Origin of the sequence: Actinoplanes sp. NPDC049802, from assembly GCF_040656595.1 — a bacterium.
Classification (GTDB): domain Bacteria; phylum Actinomycetota; class Actinomycetes; order Mycobacteriales; family Micromonosporaceae; genus Actinoplanes.
In genome coordinates, this window is sequence record NZ_JBFAMR010000016.1 from 1 (window position 1) to 14,923 (window position 14,923).

At 71.5% G+C, this 14,923-nt stretch carries 16 protein-coding genes; 6 read left to right on the forward strand and 10 right to left on the reverse strand.

What is annotated here, in order from left to right:
* Positions 1-163 precede the first annotated feature (163 nt).
* Positions 164-733 (reverse strand): O-methyltransferase, encoded by a 570-nt coding sequence (locus AB0I88_RS13865; RefSeq protein WP_361023047.1) that lies wholly within the window; start codon positions 731-733, stop codon positions 164-166.
* A 293-nt stretch (positions 734-1,026) separates the two neighbouring features.
* Between AB0I88_RS13865 and AB0I88_RS13870 the strand changes: the two genes are divergently transcribed.
* Together AB0I88_RS13870 and AB0I88_RS13875 are read left to right on the forward strand one after the other, a co-directional pair.
* On the forward strand, positions 1,027-2,313 hold the full coding sequence (locus AB0I88_RS13870; RefSeq protein WP_361022715.1) for a trypsin-like peptidase domain-containing protein: 1,287 nt from the start codon (positions 1,027-1,029) through the stop codon (positions 2,311-2,313).
* A 70-nt stretch (positions 2,314-2,383) separates the two neighbouring features.
* Complete coding sequence (locus AB0I88_RS13875) at positions 2,384-2,803, forward strand: preprotein translocase subunit TatB (protein WP_361022718.1); 420 nt, start codon at positions 2,384-2,386, stop codon at positions 2,801-2,803.
* A gap of 3 nt (positions 2,804-2,806) precedes the next feature.
* On the opposite strand, the gene AB0I88_RS13880 is transcribed toward AB0I88_RS13875, so the two are convergent.
* The 3 genes from AB0I88_RS13880 to AB0I88_RS13890 all read right to left on the reverse strand — a co-directional run bounded on the left by AB0I88_RS13880 (position 2,807) and on the right by AB0I88_RS13890 (position 5,821).
* Positions 2,807-3,958 (reverse strand): Mrp/NBP35 family ATP-binding protein, encoded by a 1,152-nt coding sequence (locus tag AB0I88_RS13880; RefSeq protein WP_361022721.1) that lies wholly within the window; start codon positions 3,956-3,958, stop codon positions 2,807-2,809.
* A gap of 82 nt (positions 3,959-4,040) precedes the next feature.
* A complete protein-coding gene (locus AB0I88_RS13885) occupies positions 4,041-4,496 on the reverse strand; it encodes a DUF1003 domain-containing protein (protein ID WP_361023050.1) in 456 nt (151 codons plus the stop codon).
* 47 nt (positions 4,497-4,543) lie between these two features.
* Entirely contained in the window at positions 4,544-5,821 is a 1,278-nt protein-coding gene (locus AB0I88_RS13890; protein ID WP_361022724.1) for a CBS domain-containing protein, read from the reverse strand.
* 27 nt (positions 5,822-5,848) lie between these two features.
* Here AB0I88_RS13890 and AB0I88_RS13895 point away from each other — a divergent pair, with 27 nt between their 5' ends.
* Positions 5,849-6,724, forward strand: coding sequence for a PhzF family phenazine biosynthesis protein (locus AB0I88_RS13895; RefSeq protein ID WP_361022727.1), 876 nt, complete (start codon positions 5,849-5,851; stop codon positions 6,722-6,724).
* A 69-nt stretch (positions 6,725-6,793) separates the two neighbouring features.
* Here the strand turns inward: AB0I88_RS13895 and AB0I88_RS13900 are convergent, their stop codons facing one another.
* Both AB0I88_RS13900 and AB0I88_RS13905 read right to left on the reverse strand, forming a co-directional pair.
* Positions 6,794-7,288 (reverse strand): hypothetical protein, encoded by a 495-nt coding sequence (locus AB0I88_RS13900; RefSeq protein ID WP_361022730.1) that lies wholly within the window; start codon positions 7,286-7,288, stop codon positions 6,794-6,796.
* Positions 7,289-7,309: 21 nt separating this feature from the next.
* Positions 7,310-8,008, reverse strand: coding sequence for an HAD family hydrolase (locus AB0I88_RS13905; protein WP_361022733.1), 699 nt, complete (start codon positions 8,006-8,008; stop codon positions 7,310-7,312).
* Positions 8,009-8,178: 170 nt separating this feature from the next.
* Here AB0I88_RS13905 and AB0I88_RS13910 point away from each other — a divergent pair, with 170 nt between their 5' ends.
* The 3 genes from AB0I88_RS13910 (at position 8,179) to AB0I88_RS13920 (ending at position 10,880) form a co-directional block, all read left to right on the forward strand.
* Positions 8,179-9,054, forward strand: coding sequence for a DMT family transporter (locus tag AB0I88_RS13910; RefSeq protein ID WP_361022737.1), 876 nt, complete (start codon positions 8,179-8,181; stop codon positions 9,052-9,054).
* 138 nt (positions 9,055-9,192) lie between these two features.
* Positions 9,193-9,819: a hypothetical protein gene (locus AB0I88_RS13915; protein ID WP_361022740.1), complete on the forward strand. Its 627-nt coding sequence runs from the start codon at positions 9,193-9,195 to the stop codon at positions 9,817-9,819.
* A gap of 125 nt (positions 9,820-9,944) precedes the next feature.
* Positions 9,945-10,880, forward strand: a complete 936-nt coding sequence (locus AB0I88_RS13920; protein ID WP_361022743.1) for an SDR family NAD(P)-dependent oxidoreductase — start codon at positions 9,945-9,947, stop codon at positions 10,878-10,880.
* 47 nt (positions 10,881-10,927) lie between these two features.
* Here the strand turns inward: AB0I88_RS13920 and AB0I88_RS13925 are convergent, their stop codons facing one another.
* The 4 genes from AB0I88_RS13925 to AB0I88_RS13940 all read right to left on the reverse strand — a co-directional run bounded on the left by AB0I88_RS13925 (position 10,928) and on the right by AB0I88_RS13940 (position 14,764).
* On the reverse strand, positions 10,928-11,488 hold the full coding sequence (locus AB0I88_RS13925) for a DUF4190 domain-containing protein (RefSeq protein ID WP_361022746.1): 561 nt from the start codon (positions 11,486-11,488) through the stop codon (positions 10,928-10,930).
* Positions 11,489-11,845: 357 nt separating this feature from the next.
* Positions 11,846-12,253 carry a CoA-binding protein gene (locus tag AB0I88_RS13930; RefSeq protein ID WP_361022749.1) on the reverse strand — a complete coding sequence of 136 codons (408 nt, stop codon included), beginning with the start codon at positions 12,251-12,253 and terminating at the stop codon, positions 11,846-11,848.
* A gap of 75 nt (positions 12,254-12,328) precedes the next feature.
* Complete coding sequence (locus AB0I88_RS13935) at positions 12,329-14,260, reverse strand: intein-containing Rv2578c family radical SAM protein (RefSeq protein ID WP_361022752.1); 1,932 nt, start codon at positions 14,258-14,260, stop codon at positions 12,329-12,331.
* A 111-nt stretch (positions 14,261-14,371) separates the two neighbouring features.
* Positions 14,372-14,764: a thioredoxin domain-containing protein gene (locus AB0I88_RS13940; protein ID WP_361022755.1), complete on the reverse strand. Its 393-nt coding sequence runs from the start codon at positions 14,762-14,764 to the stop codon at positions 14,372-14,374.
* Positions 14,765-14,923 lie beyond the last annotated feature (159 nt).

Here is a 14,923-nt window from a genome sequence, read left to right on the forward strand (position 1 = left end):
GCAGGTAGCGGGCGATGCCGGCCCACATCAGGTTGACCACCGCGCCGGGATCCTCGACGGTCTCGGCCGGCCGATGGACGGCGGCCCGAGAACGCCCACGGCTTCGCCCGGCCGTTCTCGGGGCCCCCGCCACCGACGGGCGCATCCTGGCTGAGGGGTTCTCTCAGCGTTTGACGGCGGTCAGCAGGCCGGCGCCTGACGGGATGACCGCCGGGATCCAGTCCTCCGACTCCCGGATCGCCTTGACCGTCTCCCGGACGGTCAGGGTGTCCACGTCGCGGGCGGACGGGTCGCTGATCCGCCCGTTCGCGTGCGCGCCGTTGACGATCAGCACCCCGCCCGGCCGGAGCAGGCGCAGCGCGGCCTCGGTGCAGGCGGCGAACTCGGTGGTGTCCGCGTCCACGAAGATCAGGTCGTAGGCGCCGTCGGCCAGGCGGGGCAGCACGTCCAGGGCACGGCCGCTGATGATCCGGGTACGGGACGGGGCGTACCCGGCCTCCAGGAAGATCCGGCGGGCGATCCGCTGGTGCTCGTGCTCGACGTCGATGGTGGTGAGCACCCCGTCCGCGCGCATGCCACGGAGCAGCCAGGTGCCGCTGACGCCCGTACCGGTGCCGATCTCGACGACCGCCTTGGCGCTGCCCGCGGCAGCCAGCAGGCGCAGCACGGAGCCGGCGCCGGGGGAGACGCAGGGCAGGCCGAGCTCGTGCGCCAGGGCACGCGCGGTCTGCAGGACCGGGTCCTCGGTGGCGTAGGTCTCGGCGAACGGCGTTGATTGTGCCGCCGGCTGACCGAAGGAACGAGCGGGACCGATGATGACGACCTCCGTACGGGCGGTGGTGATGTTCGCGGCGCAACCGCGCACATCGGATAAGAGAGTAGAGCGATGTTCTCCGGTGACGCACTGCGCCGTCGATGGATAAAGGGGCCACTCGGCTCAGCGGCGGACCCGTGGCAAGGTGGGTACCGGCGTATCCGTGTCATCCTGGAGAGCGCGGAGCCGGGCGAGCGGATGGAGGCACCGACGTGACCGACGGCTGGAACTGGCGCCGGCCACCGGCGTCCCCTGCCCACGGCGCCTCGCAGTCCATGTTTCCGGGCCGGTCCGCCGAGCCGGACCCGGGCTCGCCCTGGTGGTCCGACGCGATGGCCGACCCGTGGCGCGATCCTTACGCTCCGTCAGCGGTCGTGGTGTCCGCCGCGCCGACGTCCGGCGGCCCCGCGCCGGAGCCGGTGACCGATCCTGACGCGCCGCGCCGCCCACTCGCCCCGATCATCGTGATCTGCCTGGTGACAGCTCTGTTGGCGGGTGGCATCGGCGGCACGCTCGGCTTCGTCTTCGCGGTCCGCGGCGGGTATGCCACGGCCGGCGGGACACAGCTCGGCGCGTCCGGTCAGAAGGTCCCGGAGAACACGCAGCGTGCGCCCGAGACGCTCGCCGGGGTGGCCGAGCGGGTCATGCCGAGCGTCGTCACGGTCCGGGTCAGCGGGGCCATCGGGTCCGGTTTCGTGGTCTCCACGGACGGCTACGTGATCACCAACGACCATGTGGTCGAGGGAGCCGGCGAGGGCCTCTCGGTGTCGTTCAGCGACGGTTCCACGGCTACCGCGAAACTGGTCGGCCGCGACCCGGAGTCCGATGTCGCAGTGATCAAAGTCGCAAAGGGCGGGCTGACCCCGGTTCTGCTCGGCAACTCCGACGACATTGCGGTCGGTGATCCGGTGCTCGCTTTCGGTTCACCTCTCGCGCTGGTCAACACGGTCACCCAGGGCATCGTGAGCGCCATGGACCGGCCCATCCAGGCCGGCGAGGCGGGTGGCACCACCCGCTACTACGCGGCCATCCAGACCGACGCCGCGGTCAACCAGGGCAACTCCGGCGGCCCGCTGGTCAACGCGGGCGGCCAGGTGGTCGGGGTCAACTCGGTGATCCGTTCGGTCGGCGGCGCCGACACCGAGGCCGGCAACATCGGCCTCGCCTTCGCCATTCCGATCAACCAGGCGAAACGGGTGGCCGAGGACATCATCGACACCGGAAAGGCCCGGCGGACGGTCATCGGCGCCGAGGTGATGACCGGGGGGACGGTGGCCGGCGCGCGGCTGCGCGGAGTCGAGCCGGCCGGCCCGGCCGCGGCGGCCGGACTGCGCGGCGGCGACGTCATCACCAGGATCGACGGGCACCCGCTGGAGGAGGGCACCGACCTGATCGCCCTGGTCCGCAAGTACGCTCCCGGCTCCACGGTCGCCGTCGAGTACCGGCGAGGGACCAAGACCACGTCCGTCTCGGTGACCCTGGCGGCGGACACCAATTAGAGGTCCGGGTGGGCTGTGTTCACCCGGTTGGCGTGCGTAGTCTGGGCGCGGGACGCTTGGGAGGCCGGACGTGTTCGAGAATCTGAACTGGTGGGAGATCGGCGCGCTGCTCATGCTGGCGCTGCTGATCTTCGGGGAGCGGCTGCCCAAGGTGCTCGGCGACGGTCTGCGGATGCTCCGCGGCCTGCGCAACATGGCGCAGAACGCGACGTCCGACCTGAGCCGTGAGCTGGGCACCGACATCCAGCTGGAGGACCTGCACCCGAAGGCGTTCATCCGCAAGCACCTGCTCAGCGAGGAGGACGAGCAGGCGTTGCGCAAGCCGCTCCAGTCCCTCTTCGACGACGTGAAGCAGGACCTCAACGGGGTCAAGACGGAGCTGTCCGAGGTGGCCTCGGCCGCCGACTTCAAGAACGGTCCGGCCGTCAAGAGCAGCGCGCCGGCTGAGAGTTCCCAGCCGGCGCGGCGTTACGACCTGGATGCCACGTAGGGCCTAGCCCTTGCGGGCGTTGACCATGAGCCCGAGCGGCTTGCCGACCAGGGACTCACGGCGGACGGCCAGTTTGTCGGCCACACCGTCCAGAGCCTTCGCGGCCGGAGCGTCCGGCTCGGCCAGCACGATCGGGGTGCCGGCGTCGCCCGCCTCACGGACCCGGGTGTCCAGCGGGATCTGACCGAGCAACTCCACCCGGGCGCCGATGACGGTGCTCAGTGAGTCGGCCACCGTCTGACCACCGCCCGCGCCGAAGACCTCCATGCGTGAGCCGTCCGGCAGCTCCAGCCACGACATGTTCTCCACCACACCGACCAGGCGCTGGTGGGTCTGCAGGGCGATCGCGCCGGCCCGCTCGGCCACCTCGGCGGCGGCCATCTGCGGGGTGGTGACGACCAGGATCTCCGCGTTCGGCAGCAGCTGGGCCAGCGAGATGGCCACGTCACCGGTGCCCGGCGGCAGGTCCAGCAGGAGCACGTCCAGGTCGCCCCAGTAGACGTCGGCGAGGAACTGCTGCAGCGCACGGTGCAGCATCGGGCCGCGCCAGACCACCGCGGCGTTGCCGGCCGTGAACATGCCGATCGAGATCACCTTCACGCCGTGCGACTGCGGCGGCATGATCATTTCCTCGACCCGGGTCGGCCGGCTGTCCACGCCGAGCATCCGCGGCACCGAGTGACCGTAGATGTCCGCGTCGACCACGCCGACCGACAGGCCCCGCTTGGCGAGCGCCGCGGCCAGATTCACGGTGACGCTCGACTTGCCGACGCCGCCCTTGCCGCTCGCCACCGCGTACACCCTCGTGCGGGAGCCCGGCTGGGCGAAGGGAATGACCGGCTCCGCTGAAGCGCCACCACCGCGCAGCGTGGTCTGCAGCGCCTTGCGCTGCTCCTCGCTCATCACCCCGAACTCGACCTGCACCCGATCGATGCCGGGAATCCTGGTGAGGGCCGCGGTGATGTCGGAATTCAGCTTGTCCCGCAGGGGACAGCCGGAGACGGTGAGCAACAGATCGACCTTGACCAGGCCGTCGCTGACGGTGAAGCCCGAGACCATGCCGAGCTCGGTGATCGGGCGGCGGATCTCGGGGTCGTCCACGGTCGCCAGAGCGGCCTGGACGGCGTCCTCGAGCGTGGATGCGGGAGCGGACATGCAGCCCATGCTACGTCGGCCTCAGGGGCGCTCCGCTTCCCGGTGAGGCCCGCTCGCAACCGTGCCCCGCCGCGGCGGGCCCCTACTCCATACGCGCCCGTTTCTCCCGGCGAAGGGCGGCCTCGTCCAGCTCATCGGCCAGCCGGGACAGCTCCGAACGCAGGAAGTCTCTGGTCGCGACCTCGCCCAGCGCGATCCGCAGCGCGGCGATCTCCCGGGCCAGGAACTCGGTGTCGGCCTTCTGCATCGCCGCCCGCCGCCGGTCCTCCTCCATCGCGAGCCGGTCGCGGTCGGCCTGCCGGTTCTGCGCCAGAAGGATCAACGGCGCGGCGTACGACGCCTGCAGCGACAGAATCAGGGTGAGGAACGTGAACGTGTACGGGTCGAAGCGCAACTTCTCCGGCGCGAGAGTGTTCCACGCGAACCAGGCGGCGATCACGACTGTCATGTAGACGATGAACTTCGCCGTCCCCATGTATCGCGCGATGCTCTCCGACCACCGGCCGAACGCCTCCGGGTCGAACCGGGGCAGCTGCATCCGTCCCGGATCACGCGGCTGGTCGAGCCGGTCACGCCTGCTGTCGCTCACGGGATCACCTGCTCGTCCTCGTGCACGTCCCGCTCCCGCCAGTCACGCGGCAGCAGATGGTCCAGCACGTCGTCGACGGTCACCGCCCCCAGCAGCCGGTACGCCGAGTCCACCACCGGCATGGCCACCAGGTCGTAGGTCGCCATCCGCCGGGTGATCTCGACGAGCCCGGTGCCGGTCCGCAACGGATCGATGCCGCTGTCCACCAGCCCGCCCACGATCGCGGCCGGAGGTTCCCGCAGCAGCCGCTGGAAATGCACCACACCCAGGTACTTGCCCGTCGGCGTGGCCATCGGCGCGCGGGCCACGAAGACCTGCGCGGCCACCACCGGCGACAGTTCGGCGTTACGGATCCGGGCGAGCGCCTCGGCGACCGTCGCGTCCGGGGTGAGGATCACCGGCTCCGAGGTCATCACACTGCCCGCGGTGCCCGCCTGATAGCTCATCAGCTGCCGGACCGGTGCGGCCTCCTCCGGTTCCATCAGGTCGAGCAGCACCGCCTGCTCGGTCTGCGGCAGCTCGGCCAGCAGGTCGGCGGCGTCGTCGGGGTCCATCCGTTCGAGCACGTCGGCGGCCCGCTCCCGGTCCAGCGCGGCCAGGATCTCCACCTGGTCGTGCTCGGGCAGTTCCTCCAGCACGTCGGCCAGCCGCCGGTCGTCCAGGGCGGCGGCCACCTCGTTGCGGCGGGCGTCCGGCAGGTGCTGGAGCGCGTTCGCCATGTCGGCCGGGCGCATCTGGTCCAGCAGGGCGATCAGGTTCGCGGTCCCCTGCGTGTCGGTCGGGCCGACCAGGCCACGGACCCGGTCGTACTCCGCCTGGTAGACGTGCCCGCGCCGGGCCAGCCGCCCGGTGTGCTCCCGCACCGCGACCCGCGTGATGATCCACTCGGTGTTCCGGTTCAGGTCCATGCCGATGTCCACGACGATGCCGGTGTGCCCGGGCCCCGCGCCCTGCTCCGGCACCACGGTCACCCGGCGGTCCAGCAGATCCTCCAGGACCAGCAGCTCGTTCGGACGCTTCTCGAACCGGCGCAGGTTGAGGGTGCCCGTGCTGAGCACCACCGCCTCCGCGTCCATGCTCGTCACCCGGCCGATCGGCAGGAAGATGCGCCGCCGCAGAGCCATCTCGGCGACCAGGCCGACGACCTGCGGCGGGCGGTTGGTGGTGCGCAGGCGGATGACCGCGTCACGAACCCGCCCCACCCGGTCGCCGTTGGGGTCGAACACCGGCAGGCCGGCGAGGCGAGCCAGATAAATCCTCGTCCCCATGGTCACGACCTCAGCCTAGGTTAGTGTCCGGGCATGTCCACCTTGGCGTACGAGATCGTCGACGTGTTCACGGACCGGCCGTTCGCCGGCAATCCCTTGGCTGTCGTGTTCGGTGCCGAGCAACTCGCGACTGGTCAGATGCGGTCGCTGGCGGCCGAGTTCAACCTCTCCGAGACGGTGTTCCTGCTGCCGCCCTCGACGACGGGGGCCACCTACCGGGCTCGCATCTTCACTCCGGAGGGCGAGATCCCGTTCGCGGGCCACCCCAGCGTCGGCGCCGCCGTGACCGCGATGCGCCGAGGGCTCTTCGCGGCCGGTGAGGTGATCCAGGAATGCGGCGCGGGCCTGCTGCCGATCACCGTGACCGCCGCGGGCGGGGCCACGCTCACCGGCGCCACCCCGCGTCTCGGCGAGCCCCTCGACCCGGCGCCGCTGCTCGCGGCGGCCGGCCTGACAGCCGCCGACTACGCCGGTGACGATCTCGCTGCCCCACGTTCCGCCGGGTGCGGCCTGGACTGGGTGCTTCTTCCGGTACGCCGGGAGGCGCTCGCCCGTACCAGGATCGATGTGGCGGCGGCGGAACGCGCCGGGGTCACCGACCTGAGCGTCTTCGCCTGGGCGGACCGTGAGGCCCACGCCCGCGTGTTCGTGGCGGGCGGCGCCGTGCCGGAGGACCCGGCGACCGGTTCGGCGGCGCTGGCTCTCGGCGTGTGGCTGGTGGCGGCGGGCCGGCTGCCCGGCGACGGCGTCTCCTCCTACCGCATCCACCAGGGTGTGGAGATGAAGCGACCGTCCCGTCTGGAGTGCACGGTGACGGCCGTCGGGGGCGCGGCCACGTCGGCCACCGTGGCCGGCCAGGTGTGGCCGGTGGCGTCCGGCCGGATCGCCGTCCCGCCCTTCATCGGCTGACCCCCGGCTGTTGGTGGGAGGTGTCTCAGCGCTTGTGGGACAGCGCCGGCGTCCAACTGGATGAGACGGTCAGCGCTTTCTGACCCGGTGCAGGCGGAACGGGCGGCGGGTCTCGACCCGGGCCGGGGTCTCGCGGGGCGGTGCGGCATGCGACTCGGCCGGCAGGTCTGCGGCCCCGGCCATCGAGTCGGCGCCCGGGGTGAGGCGGACCAGCGCGCAGCCGTCGGCCGCCCAGCGGGCCACCACCTGCTCGGCCGGGCCGGAGGCGTTGAGTCGTTTCCCGGCCAGTTGCGGGGCGATCTCGTCCCACTCCGGTGAGCCCGGGACGAGCCGGGACACCGTGGCCTCGGCACGCACGATCAGCCCGCCGTGGTCGCCGCGGAGCCGCACCGTGGCCGATCGGGCCTCGGCCAGCCCCGGCGCGAACTGCTCGCCGGGGCCGCTGATCACGGCCAGCGAGGACTCCACCGGCATGCACCAGAGCGCGTAGGCCGGCCCGTCATCCACGGAGATCCAGGCGATCGCCGCCTTCTTGATCGCCTCTTCCAGCACGCCAGAACTCACCGGTCCATCCTCCCACGGTGCTCAGGCCAGCACGGGCACCGAGTCGAGCAGTGTCAGGATCTCGGTGAGCGACCGCACCGTACGGCCGGCGAAGTTGGTGTCCGCGTCGAAGACGAGATGGTTGGCGAGGTCGGGGGCGGCCAGCCGGACCGGGGTCATGCCGACCGCCGCGGCCCCGGTGAGCTCATGACTTCCGCCGTCCCCCACGTACAGGCAGTCGTGTGGGGCGACGTCGAGCGCGTCGCAGGCCGCGAGATAGATCTCCGGGTCGGGCTTGCAGACGCCGATCTCCACCGAGTAGATCTGGGCGTCCAGCAACGGCGCGACGGGGAGGCCGGGCAGGAAGGCGGGGAGTTCGTGGGTGCAGTCGCTGACCACTGCTGTGCGTACCCCGCGCCGGCGGACGGCGGTGAGGGCGCTGACCGCTTCGGGCCGCAGTTGCGTGTCGGCGCGCAGCGCGTCGACCCGGGCCGGCATGGCGGCGCGGATGGCGCCCGGACGGGGGTGGCCGCCGGCCTGCTCGATCACCCAGCGGAGGGTGGCCTCCGCGGAGCCGTAACGGCCGCAGGCCCGGGCCCGGAAGGTGCGGTTGAGGACGCCGACCACGGCGTCCGGGTCGGCGCCGAGCGACCGGGCGATGGCGGCGTGCTGGGGACCACGCTGGACAGAACGGGTCAAAGTGCCGAAAAAGTCAAACACGACCGCACGGTAGGCGGGCATGTGAATCGTCCTCCAGGACGTCGGGGGGCGGAAACGGGGAGTAAACCGTCGGTGACTGTATCCACTCCGTCACTGTCCGCCAATAGACAGTGGCAAACTGCGCAGCACCACTGCGCAAGAAGCGACGGCCGGGGATGAATATGCGCTCACCAGGTCAACCGGCGGCCCTGATGTTGGCACTGACCGTCGCGGTGCTGGCCGTTTCCTCGTCCGCCCCGTTGATCGCCTTCGCGTCCGCCCCGGCCCTGGCCATCGCGTTCTGGCGCAACGGTCTCGCCACTCTCGCGCTGACCCCCATCGCGCTGGGCCCGCGCCGGGAAGAGGTCCGCCGGGCAGTCCGCGGACCGGCCGGGCGCTTCTGCGTGCTCGCCGGACTGGCCCTGGCCCTGCACTTCGCCACCTGGATGCCGAGCGTGCAGCTCGGCTCGGTGGCCACCGCGACCGCGCTGGTCGCCACCCAGCCGGTCTGGCAGGGCCTGATCGCCGCGGCACAGGGCCGGCGCCCGTCGGCGGCCGGGTGGGCCGGCATCGGGCTGGCGGTGGCCGGCGCCGCCTGGGCCACCGGCGCCGACCTCGGAGTCTCGGCGCAGGCCGTCTTCGCCGACGTCCTGGCGTTGCTCGGGGCGGTCGCGGCGGCCGTCTACACGGCACTCGGCGAGCGGGCCCGGACGGAGGTGAGCACCACCACCTACACCTGGATCTGCTACGGCACGTGCGCGGCCGTGCTGCTCGCCGTCTGCCTGCTCTTCGGCGTCGACCTGACCGGCTACGACGGGCGGACCTGGGCGGCGATCCTGGCCATCGTGGCGGGCGCGCAACTGCTGGGGCACTCGATGTTCAACTACGCGTTGCAGCACACCTCGGCCACCACGGTCAGCGTCCTGATCCTGCTGGAGGTGCCGGGAGCGGCGTTCCTGGCCTGGTGGTGGCTGGGACAGGTGCCGCGGGCGGAGTCGCTGCCGGGGCTGGCGCTGCTGCTGGCCGGGGTGGCGGTGTTCATCGCCGGGGCAGCCCGTGATGTCCGTACCGAGCCTCTTTCCGGGTAAAGATGTGTTTACCGCACCCTTCATCCGCTTCGGCGGCTGAAACTCGATCGTTGGTCCCCGCCGAGACCCTCCTCCACCGGTGGCCGCGCCCGCTCCGCTGGCGGAGACGGCCGGGGCGCGATACAGAAGGGGGATGCGATGCATCGCGATCGGGTGGTCCGGCTCCTGCTCGCCGGGGCGCTCCTCATGACCGCGCCCGGCTGTGGCGAGATAGGCGGCGGTGATCCGCCCGAGCATTCCGGGCCGACCGGCGGCTGGCACACACCCGGTTGCCAGTTCAGCCGTCCAGCGCGGTTCAGCGTGGTCGGCGAAAGGCGCGTACCGGTCACCCCCGAGCGGCTCGCCGCCGCCATGGAGCGCATCGACCGGGGCGGGCGCGAGCGGTTCGCCGACAGCTTCGCGGGCCTCGAGGTCGACCAGCTTCGAGTACGAGCGATCGTGTACCGCGTACCGTCAGAGGCTTTCGACGCCTTCATCCGGGAGAACGCCGACAACGCCTGCATCGTGGTGCGGGACGCGGCGCACGCGGTCGCCGAACTCGGCCGGTGGCACGACCGGGTGGTGGCCGACCTGCCGTACTGGGACGCCCGCGGCCTGCGGATAGTGACCGTGGGGAGCCGGCACGACGGCATGGGCGTGGAGATCGGCACCAGGGACATCGACCGGATCCGCGACGAGTTCCCGGCACACTACGGAGCGGACGCGCCACTGGTGTTCGTCGAGGAGGGCCCGGTGCGGCCGTTCCCGCCCGGCTCCGGCGGCTGATCTTTTCGGTTCGTGTCGGAAAGCCGTCACAACCAGGGCGGATGCGATGCTGAGGCGACCGCCCCGGGGGACGCCACAGTGACACGATGATTGCCCCGCCCTTCCCGAGCAGGCAGGATCGCCGCATGGTCTTCGACGCCCGTTCCACCGGGGGTAGCCCGTCCCGGCGTGACACCACACGCCCCGCCGACAGCCGGCCACCGAATTCCGGCGCCCCCGGCGAAACCTCCGACCGCCCGGCCGGAACCGACATGCAGGAACTCGTCGAGGCGGAGATCGAGGCCTCCGGCGACGCCCCGGTGACCCTCCGCCTGGACGGGAAGGTCGCCCTGGTCACCGGTGCCGGCAGCCCGGACGGGATCGGGTACGCGACGGCCCGCCGCCTGCGTGACCTCGGGGCCCGGGTGGCGATCGTGTCCACCACCCGCCGCATCCACGAGCGCGCCACCGAACTCGGCGTGACCGGATTCGTGGCCGACCTCACCGACGAGTCCGAGGTCGGCGCCCTCGCCGACGCGATCGCCGACCAGCTCGGCGACGTCGAGGTGCTGGTCAACAACGCCGGCCTGGCGAGCCGGGCCAGCCCCGAGGTGCTGCGCCCGGTCGCCCAGCTCACCTTCGACGAGTGGCGAGCCGAGATCGACCGGAACCTCAGCACCGCCTTCCTGTGCAGCCGTGCGTTCGTCGGCGGCATGTCGGAGCGCGGCTGGGGCCGGATCGTCAACCTGGCCGCCACCGCCGGACCGGTGAACGCCCTGCCCACCGAGGCGGCGTACGCGGCCGCGAAAGCAGGTGTGGTGGGCCTGACCCGGGCGCTCGCCATGGAGCTGGTCGCCGACGGGGTCAACGTCAACTGCGTGGCCCCCGGCACGATCTACACGGCCGCCTCGACGGTGACCGAGATCAAACAGGGGCTCGGCACCCCGATCGGCCGTCCCGGCACACCGGACGAGGTCGCCGCGGCGGTCGCCTTCCTCTGCTCGCCCGCCGCGTCCTACATCACCGGCCAGATGCTGGTGGTGGACGGCGGCAACAGCGTCCGCGAGGCCCAGTTCCGCTGACTCGGGTGTGCGATGGACCGGTCCCCGCGGACCGGTCCATCGCGCTGTCAGTAGGTGGTCGAGCTGGTGGCGCCCTCATTGATCGCCCAGACGGCCAGGGCGCCGTAGAAGACGACGAGCGCCACGAACAGGGCACTGAGGATGTAACCCACCCAGAGGCCCGCCGTGGCCATCCCCTCGCCGGCCTCGCCGGTCTCCCGGATCTGCTTCTTCGCGATGTGCCCGAGCACCACGCCGACCGGCGCGCTGATGCACGTCACCAGGCCGGCCAGCGAACAGATCAGCGACGCGATGGCCAGGCCGTTCGTCTGCCGCGGCGCGCCATACGGCGAGTACGGCGTACCGAAGCCGGGCGGCGGCGCCCCGTATCCACCCTTGTCCCCGGCCGGGTACCCGTACGCGGGCGGCGGATAGCCCGGCACGCCGGACGACGGCGGAGCGTATCCGGGCCCACCGGACGACGGCGGTGGGTATCCGGGGCCGCTGGACGGTGCCGCGGGACTCGTCGGAGGCGTGTTCGGAGGCGGGTACTGCAGAGTCGGGTCGCTGGCCGGAGGCTGCGGCGGCTGGTAAGGATCGGGCGTGCCGTCTGCCGGGGGATAGGTCATCTGCGGTCCTCCTTGAGTCCTCGCACCGTACCTGCCGGCGAGGAAGCGTTTCCGACCGGCTTCCACGAGCACGGAAGCCGATGGCTTCCCATTTTGGCGTGCCATGCAAAGTACGGAAGGGCCGGTCGGTGTCCGTTGCCGGATTCCTGTCAGTGGATCGCCCCACACCGGGTCAGGCACCCCGGTCAGGTGCGCCGAATCGGGGTGCGCCAGTTCAGGTGCGACGGTTCGGGTGATGCCGGTTCGGGTGCGCCAGATCAGGTGCGATGGTTCGGGTGGTGCCAGATCAGGTGCGACCGTGCGGGCGCGCCGGCTCGGGTGGTGCCGGCTCGGTGGGTCCTGGTCAGGTGCGCCGGATCAGGCGCGACGGGTCAGTTGCCCGAGCGCACGCTCGACGGCCAGGCAGCGGTCCTCGACGTAGTCGAGCCCGGCCTCCTCGGCGATCCGCCGGGCCTCGGCCGAGACGATGCCGCTCTGCAGCCACACGGCGGGCGCCTTGACGGCCACGGCCTGCCGCACCACCTCGACGGCATCCCGGGCCGGACGGAACACGTTCACCAGATCGATCGGCTCGCCGATGTCGGCCAGCGTGGGCACGGCCGGCACGCCGAGCACCTCGTCGACGAACGGATTGACCGGGATGATCCGCCAGCCGTGCCGCAGCATCTGGAGCGGAATGGTGTGTGCCGCCTTGTGGGGGTCGCGGGACGCTCCCACCACCGCGATGACTGTCGCATCGGCCAGGATCTGTTGAGCGGTCCGCATATCCGAACTCTATCCGCCTCCGGAAAGTCAGATTCGGCGGTTTCCCCGGCCCTCCGCGGTGATCCCGGTGAAGCGTCACAGCAGGGTGAGCTGGTCGTGGACCGGGCGGGCGGCGGCCTCGTCGGGCAGGCGGTGGGTCCCGACCGGGGACGATGGCCGGTGCAGACCGTGCCGTCGGCTCGCCATCCGGACCCGGGCCGCGATCTCGTCCTGGTAGGCCCGGGGGAGGTAGGCGCCGTTGCCGTACAGCTCGCGGTATCGCGGCCGCAGCTCCGGATGCTCCCGGCCGATCCAGGAGGCGAACCACTCCTTGGCGCCGGGACGCAGGTGCAGTGGCAGCGGCGTCACGCTGGTGGCCCCGGCGGCCGCGATCGCGGCCACCGTCTCGTCGACGGACTCGTCGGTGTCGGTGAGCCCCGGCAGGATCGGGGCCATCAGGACGCTCACCCCGAAGCCGGCGTCGGTCAGTCGCCGGACCACCTCAAGCCGGCGGCGCGGGCTCGGCGTGCCGGGCTCGGCAGAGCGCCAGACCGTCTCGTCCAGGAAACCGACCGAGACCGCCAGCCCGACCTGTGTCACCTCGGCGGCCTGCCGGAGCAGGTCGAGATCGCGCAGGATCAGCGTGCCCTTGGTGAGGATGGAGAACGGGTTGGCGTGGTCGCGCAGTGCCGCCAGGATCTCCGGCATGAGCCGGTAGCGGCCCTCGGCCCGCTGGTAGACGTCGACGTTGGTGCCCATCGCGATCGGCGCCCCGGCCCACTGTGGGCCGGCCAGCTCGCGCCGGATCAGCTCCCCGGCGTTCACCTTCACCAGGATGCGGCTGTCGAAGTCGTGACCGGAGTCCAGGTCCAGATAGGTGTGTGTGTTCCGTGCGAAGCAGTTGTGGCTGACCACACCGTCGGCGATGAAGTCGCCGGTGCCGGTGGAGATGTCGAACAGCGGCAGGGTGAGCCCGAGATCCTCGATGTCGGCGACGGCGAGCCGCCGCTCCCCGCGCACCCCGACCCCGGAGGCGTCCAGCGGGCCCATCGTGGCGCCGGTCAGATGCCGGAAACGCAGTGCGGCCTCCAGGTGGCGCTCGGTCTCGACCCGGCCGGCCGCGCCGGGACGGACCGGCCCCGGGCCCCGGGCCACCATGCCGAGGTGGGTCAGGGCGTGCACGATCCAGCGCAGATAGCCGACGTCGGTGCTCTCCAGCACCACGGCCAGCCGATCGGTCCGGCCGACCGCCCCGAAAGCGCCGGCCAGGAAGCCGCGGAACCAGTCGCTTGTGGGCAGCTCGGGCCAGCGCGCCGCCTCGGTGAGGGAGACGTCGTCGAGGTAACCGTCGGCCCGGACCCAGGCGTCGCCCTCGACCGCAACGCCCGCGCCGGACGCGTCACCCCGGATCAGGCCGCACACGAAACCGGACTGGTAGTCGGGTGACTCCTTGGGCGGCTCGGCGAACCGGCCCACCCCGAACATCAGGTCCCCGACGGCGAGGGCCGGCTGGTGCGGCTCGGCGGGGCTGACGTGCCGCCAGCCGCGGTCGGTGAGGAAGCGGTGGTCGCCGCTCGCCACGAGACGGGTCCCGTCGGCCAGGGTCACCCGGAACGCGGGCTTGCTGGTCTCCCAGTGGTCGTGGACCGTGGTCGGCACATAACGCCGGTGCGCCCCGGCGCCCATCGTGCCCATCACCGCGTCGCCGGCGCGGATCTGCGCCAGCGGCCGGGTGGAGCCGTCGGCGAGCAGGATCGGCGTGTCCCCGGCCAGGCAGTAGGTGCACGCGTGGGAACAGCCACGATATGGGTTCACGGTCCACTCGAACGGCACCCGCGAGGTCCCGGGCACCCGGTTGATCAGGGATTTCGCGTGGACCTCGTAGAACGTCACGCCGGCGAAGCCGGGAGTGTCGAAGGTGCGCACGATCGCGCCGGGCAGCGCCAGCGGCAGGGGTGGGGCCGCCGGCGCCGCCCTGTTCAGGAGCGTGCCGTCACCGGGCTGAGCCGACAGGTGGGACCATCGCATGGCAAGTATTCGAACACACGTTCTACAGCGTGTCCATGACCTTGCTCGAACGAGCGTACGAAAAAGGGCCCGCGGACCGAACCGGTCCGCGGGCCCCTCGGTCGTGCCGGGTCAGCCGCGCGCGGCAGCCGGCTCGTCCTTCGCCTTGAGCTGCGCGGCCATCTGTTCGCGCACCTCGTCCATGTTCAGCTCCTGGACCTTCTCGATCAGGCTCTCCAGGGCGGACCCGGGGAGTGCGCCGGGCTGGGCGAAGACGACGATGCCGTCGCGCACGGCCATGATCGTGGGGATGGAGCGGATGTCGAACTTCTGCGCCAGAACCGGCTCCGCCTCGGTGTCGACCTTGCCGAAGGTGATCTCCGGGTGCTTCTCCGAGGAGCGTTCGTAGGTCGGTGCGAAGCGGACGCAGGGCCCGCACCAACTGGCCCAGAAGTCGACCAGGACGATGCCGTCCTTACTGGTGACCTCGTCGAAGTTCGCTGCGGTCAGCGCAACCGTCGCCATGATGCCTCCGTCTGCGGGAATCGCTTTCGTCGGGTGAAACTCCTGGCACCCATTCATCATTCCCGAGCTGTGTGCTGTCACACGTGGTGTGCCGCACCATCCGGGTCCGGGCAGTCAAACGACCATGGGCGCCTCATGGTAACCGAAAGTAGGCACCCA

Excerpts from the sequence above, each read along its gene's own strand:
- AB0I88_RS13880 (WP_361022721.1), bottom strand. The coding sequence starts at position 3,958 with ATGTCCGCTCCCGCATCCACGCTCGAGGACGCCGTCCAGGCCGCTCTG.
- AB0I88_RS13885 (WP_361023050.1), bottom strand. The coding sequence starts at position 4,496 with ATGCAGCTGCCCCGGTTCGACCCGGAGGCGTTCGGCCGGTGGTCGGAG.
- AB0I88_RS13895 (WP_361022727.1), top strand. The coding sequence starts at position 5,849 with ATGTCCACCTTGGCGTACGAGATCGTCGACGTGTTCACGGACCGGCCG.
- AB0I88_RS13905 (WP_361022733.1), bottom strand. The coding sequence starts at position 8,008 with ATGCCCGCCTACCGTGCGGTCGTGTTTGACTTTTTCGGCACTTTGACC.
- AB0I88_RS13910 (WP_361022737.1), top strand. The coding sequence starts at position 8,179 with ATGTTGGCACTGACCGTCGCGGTGCTGGCCGTTTCCTCGTCCGCCCCG.
- AB0I88_RS13915 (WP_361022740.1), top strand. The coding sequence starts at position 9,193 with ATGCATCGCGATCGGGTGGTCCGGCTCCTGCTCGCCGGGGCGCTCCTC.
- AB0I88_RS13920 (WP_361022743.1), top strand. The coding sequence starts at position 9,945 with ATGGTCTTCGACGCCCGTTCCACCGGGGGTAGCCCGTCCCGGCGTGAC.
- AB0I88_RS13925 (WP_361022746.1), bottom strand. The coding sequence starts at position 11,488 with ATGACCTATCCCCCGGCAGACGGCACGCCCGATCCTTACCAGCCGCCG.
- AB0I88_RS13930 (WP_361022749.1), bottom strand. The coding sequence starts at position 12,253 with ATGCGGACCGCTCAACAGATCCTGGCCGATGCGACAGTCATCGCGGTG.
- AB0I88_RS13935 (WP_361022752.1), bottom strand. The coding sequence starts at position 14,260 with ATGCGATGGTCCCACCTGTCGGCTCAGCCCGGTGACGGCACGCTCCTG.
- AB0I88_RS13940 (WP_361022755.1), bottom strand. The coding sequence starts at position 14,764 with ATGGCGACGGTTGCGCTGACCGCAGCGAACTTCGACGAGGTCACCAGT.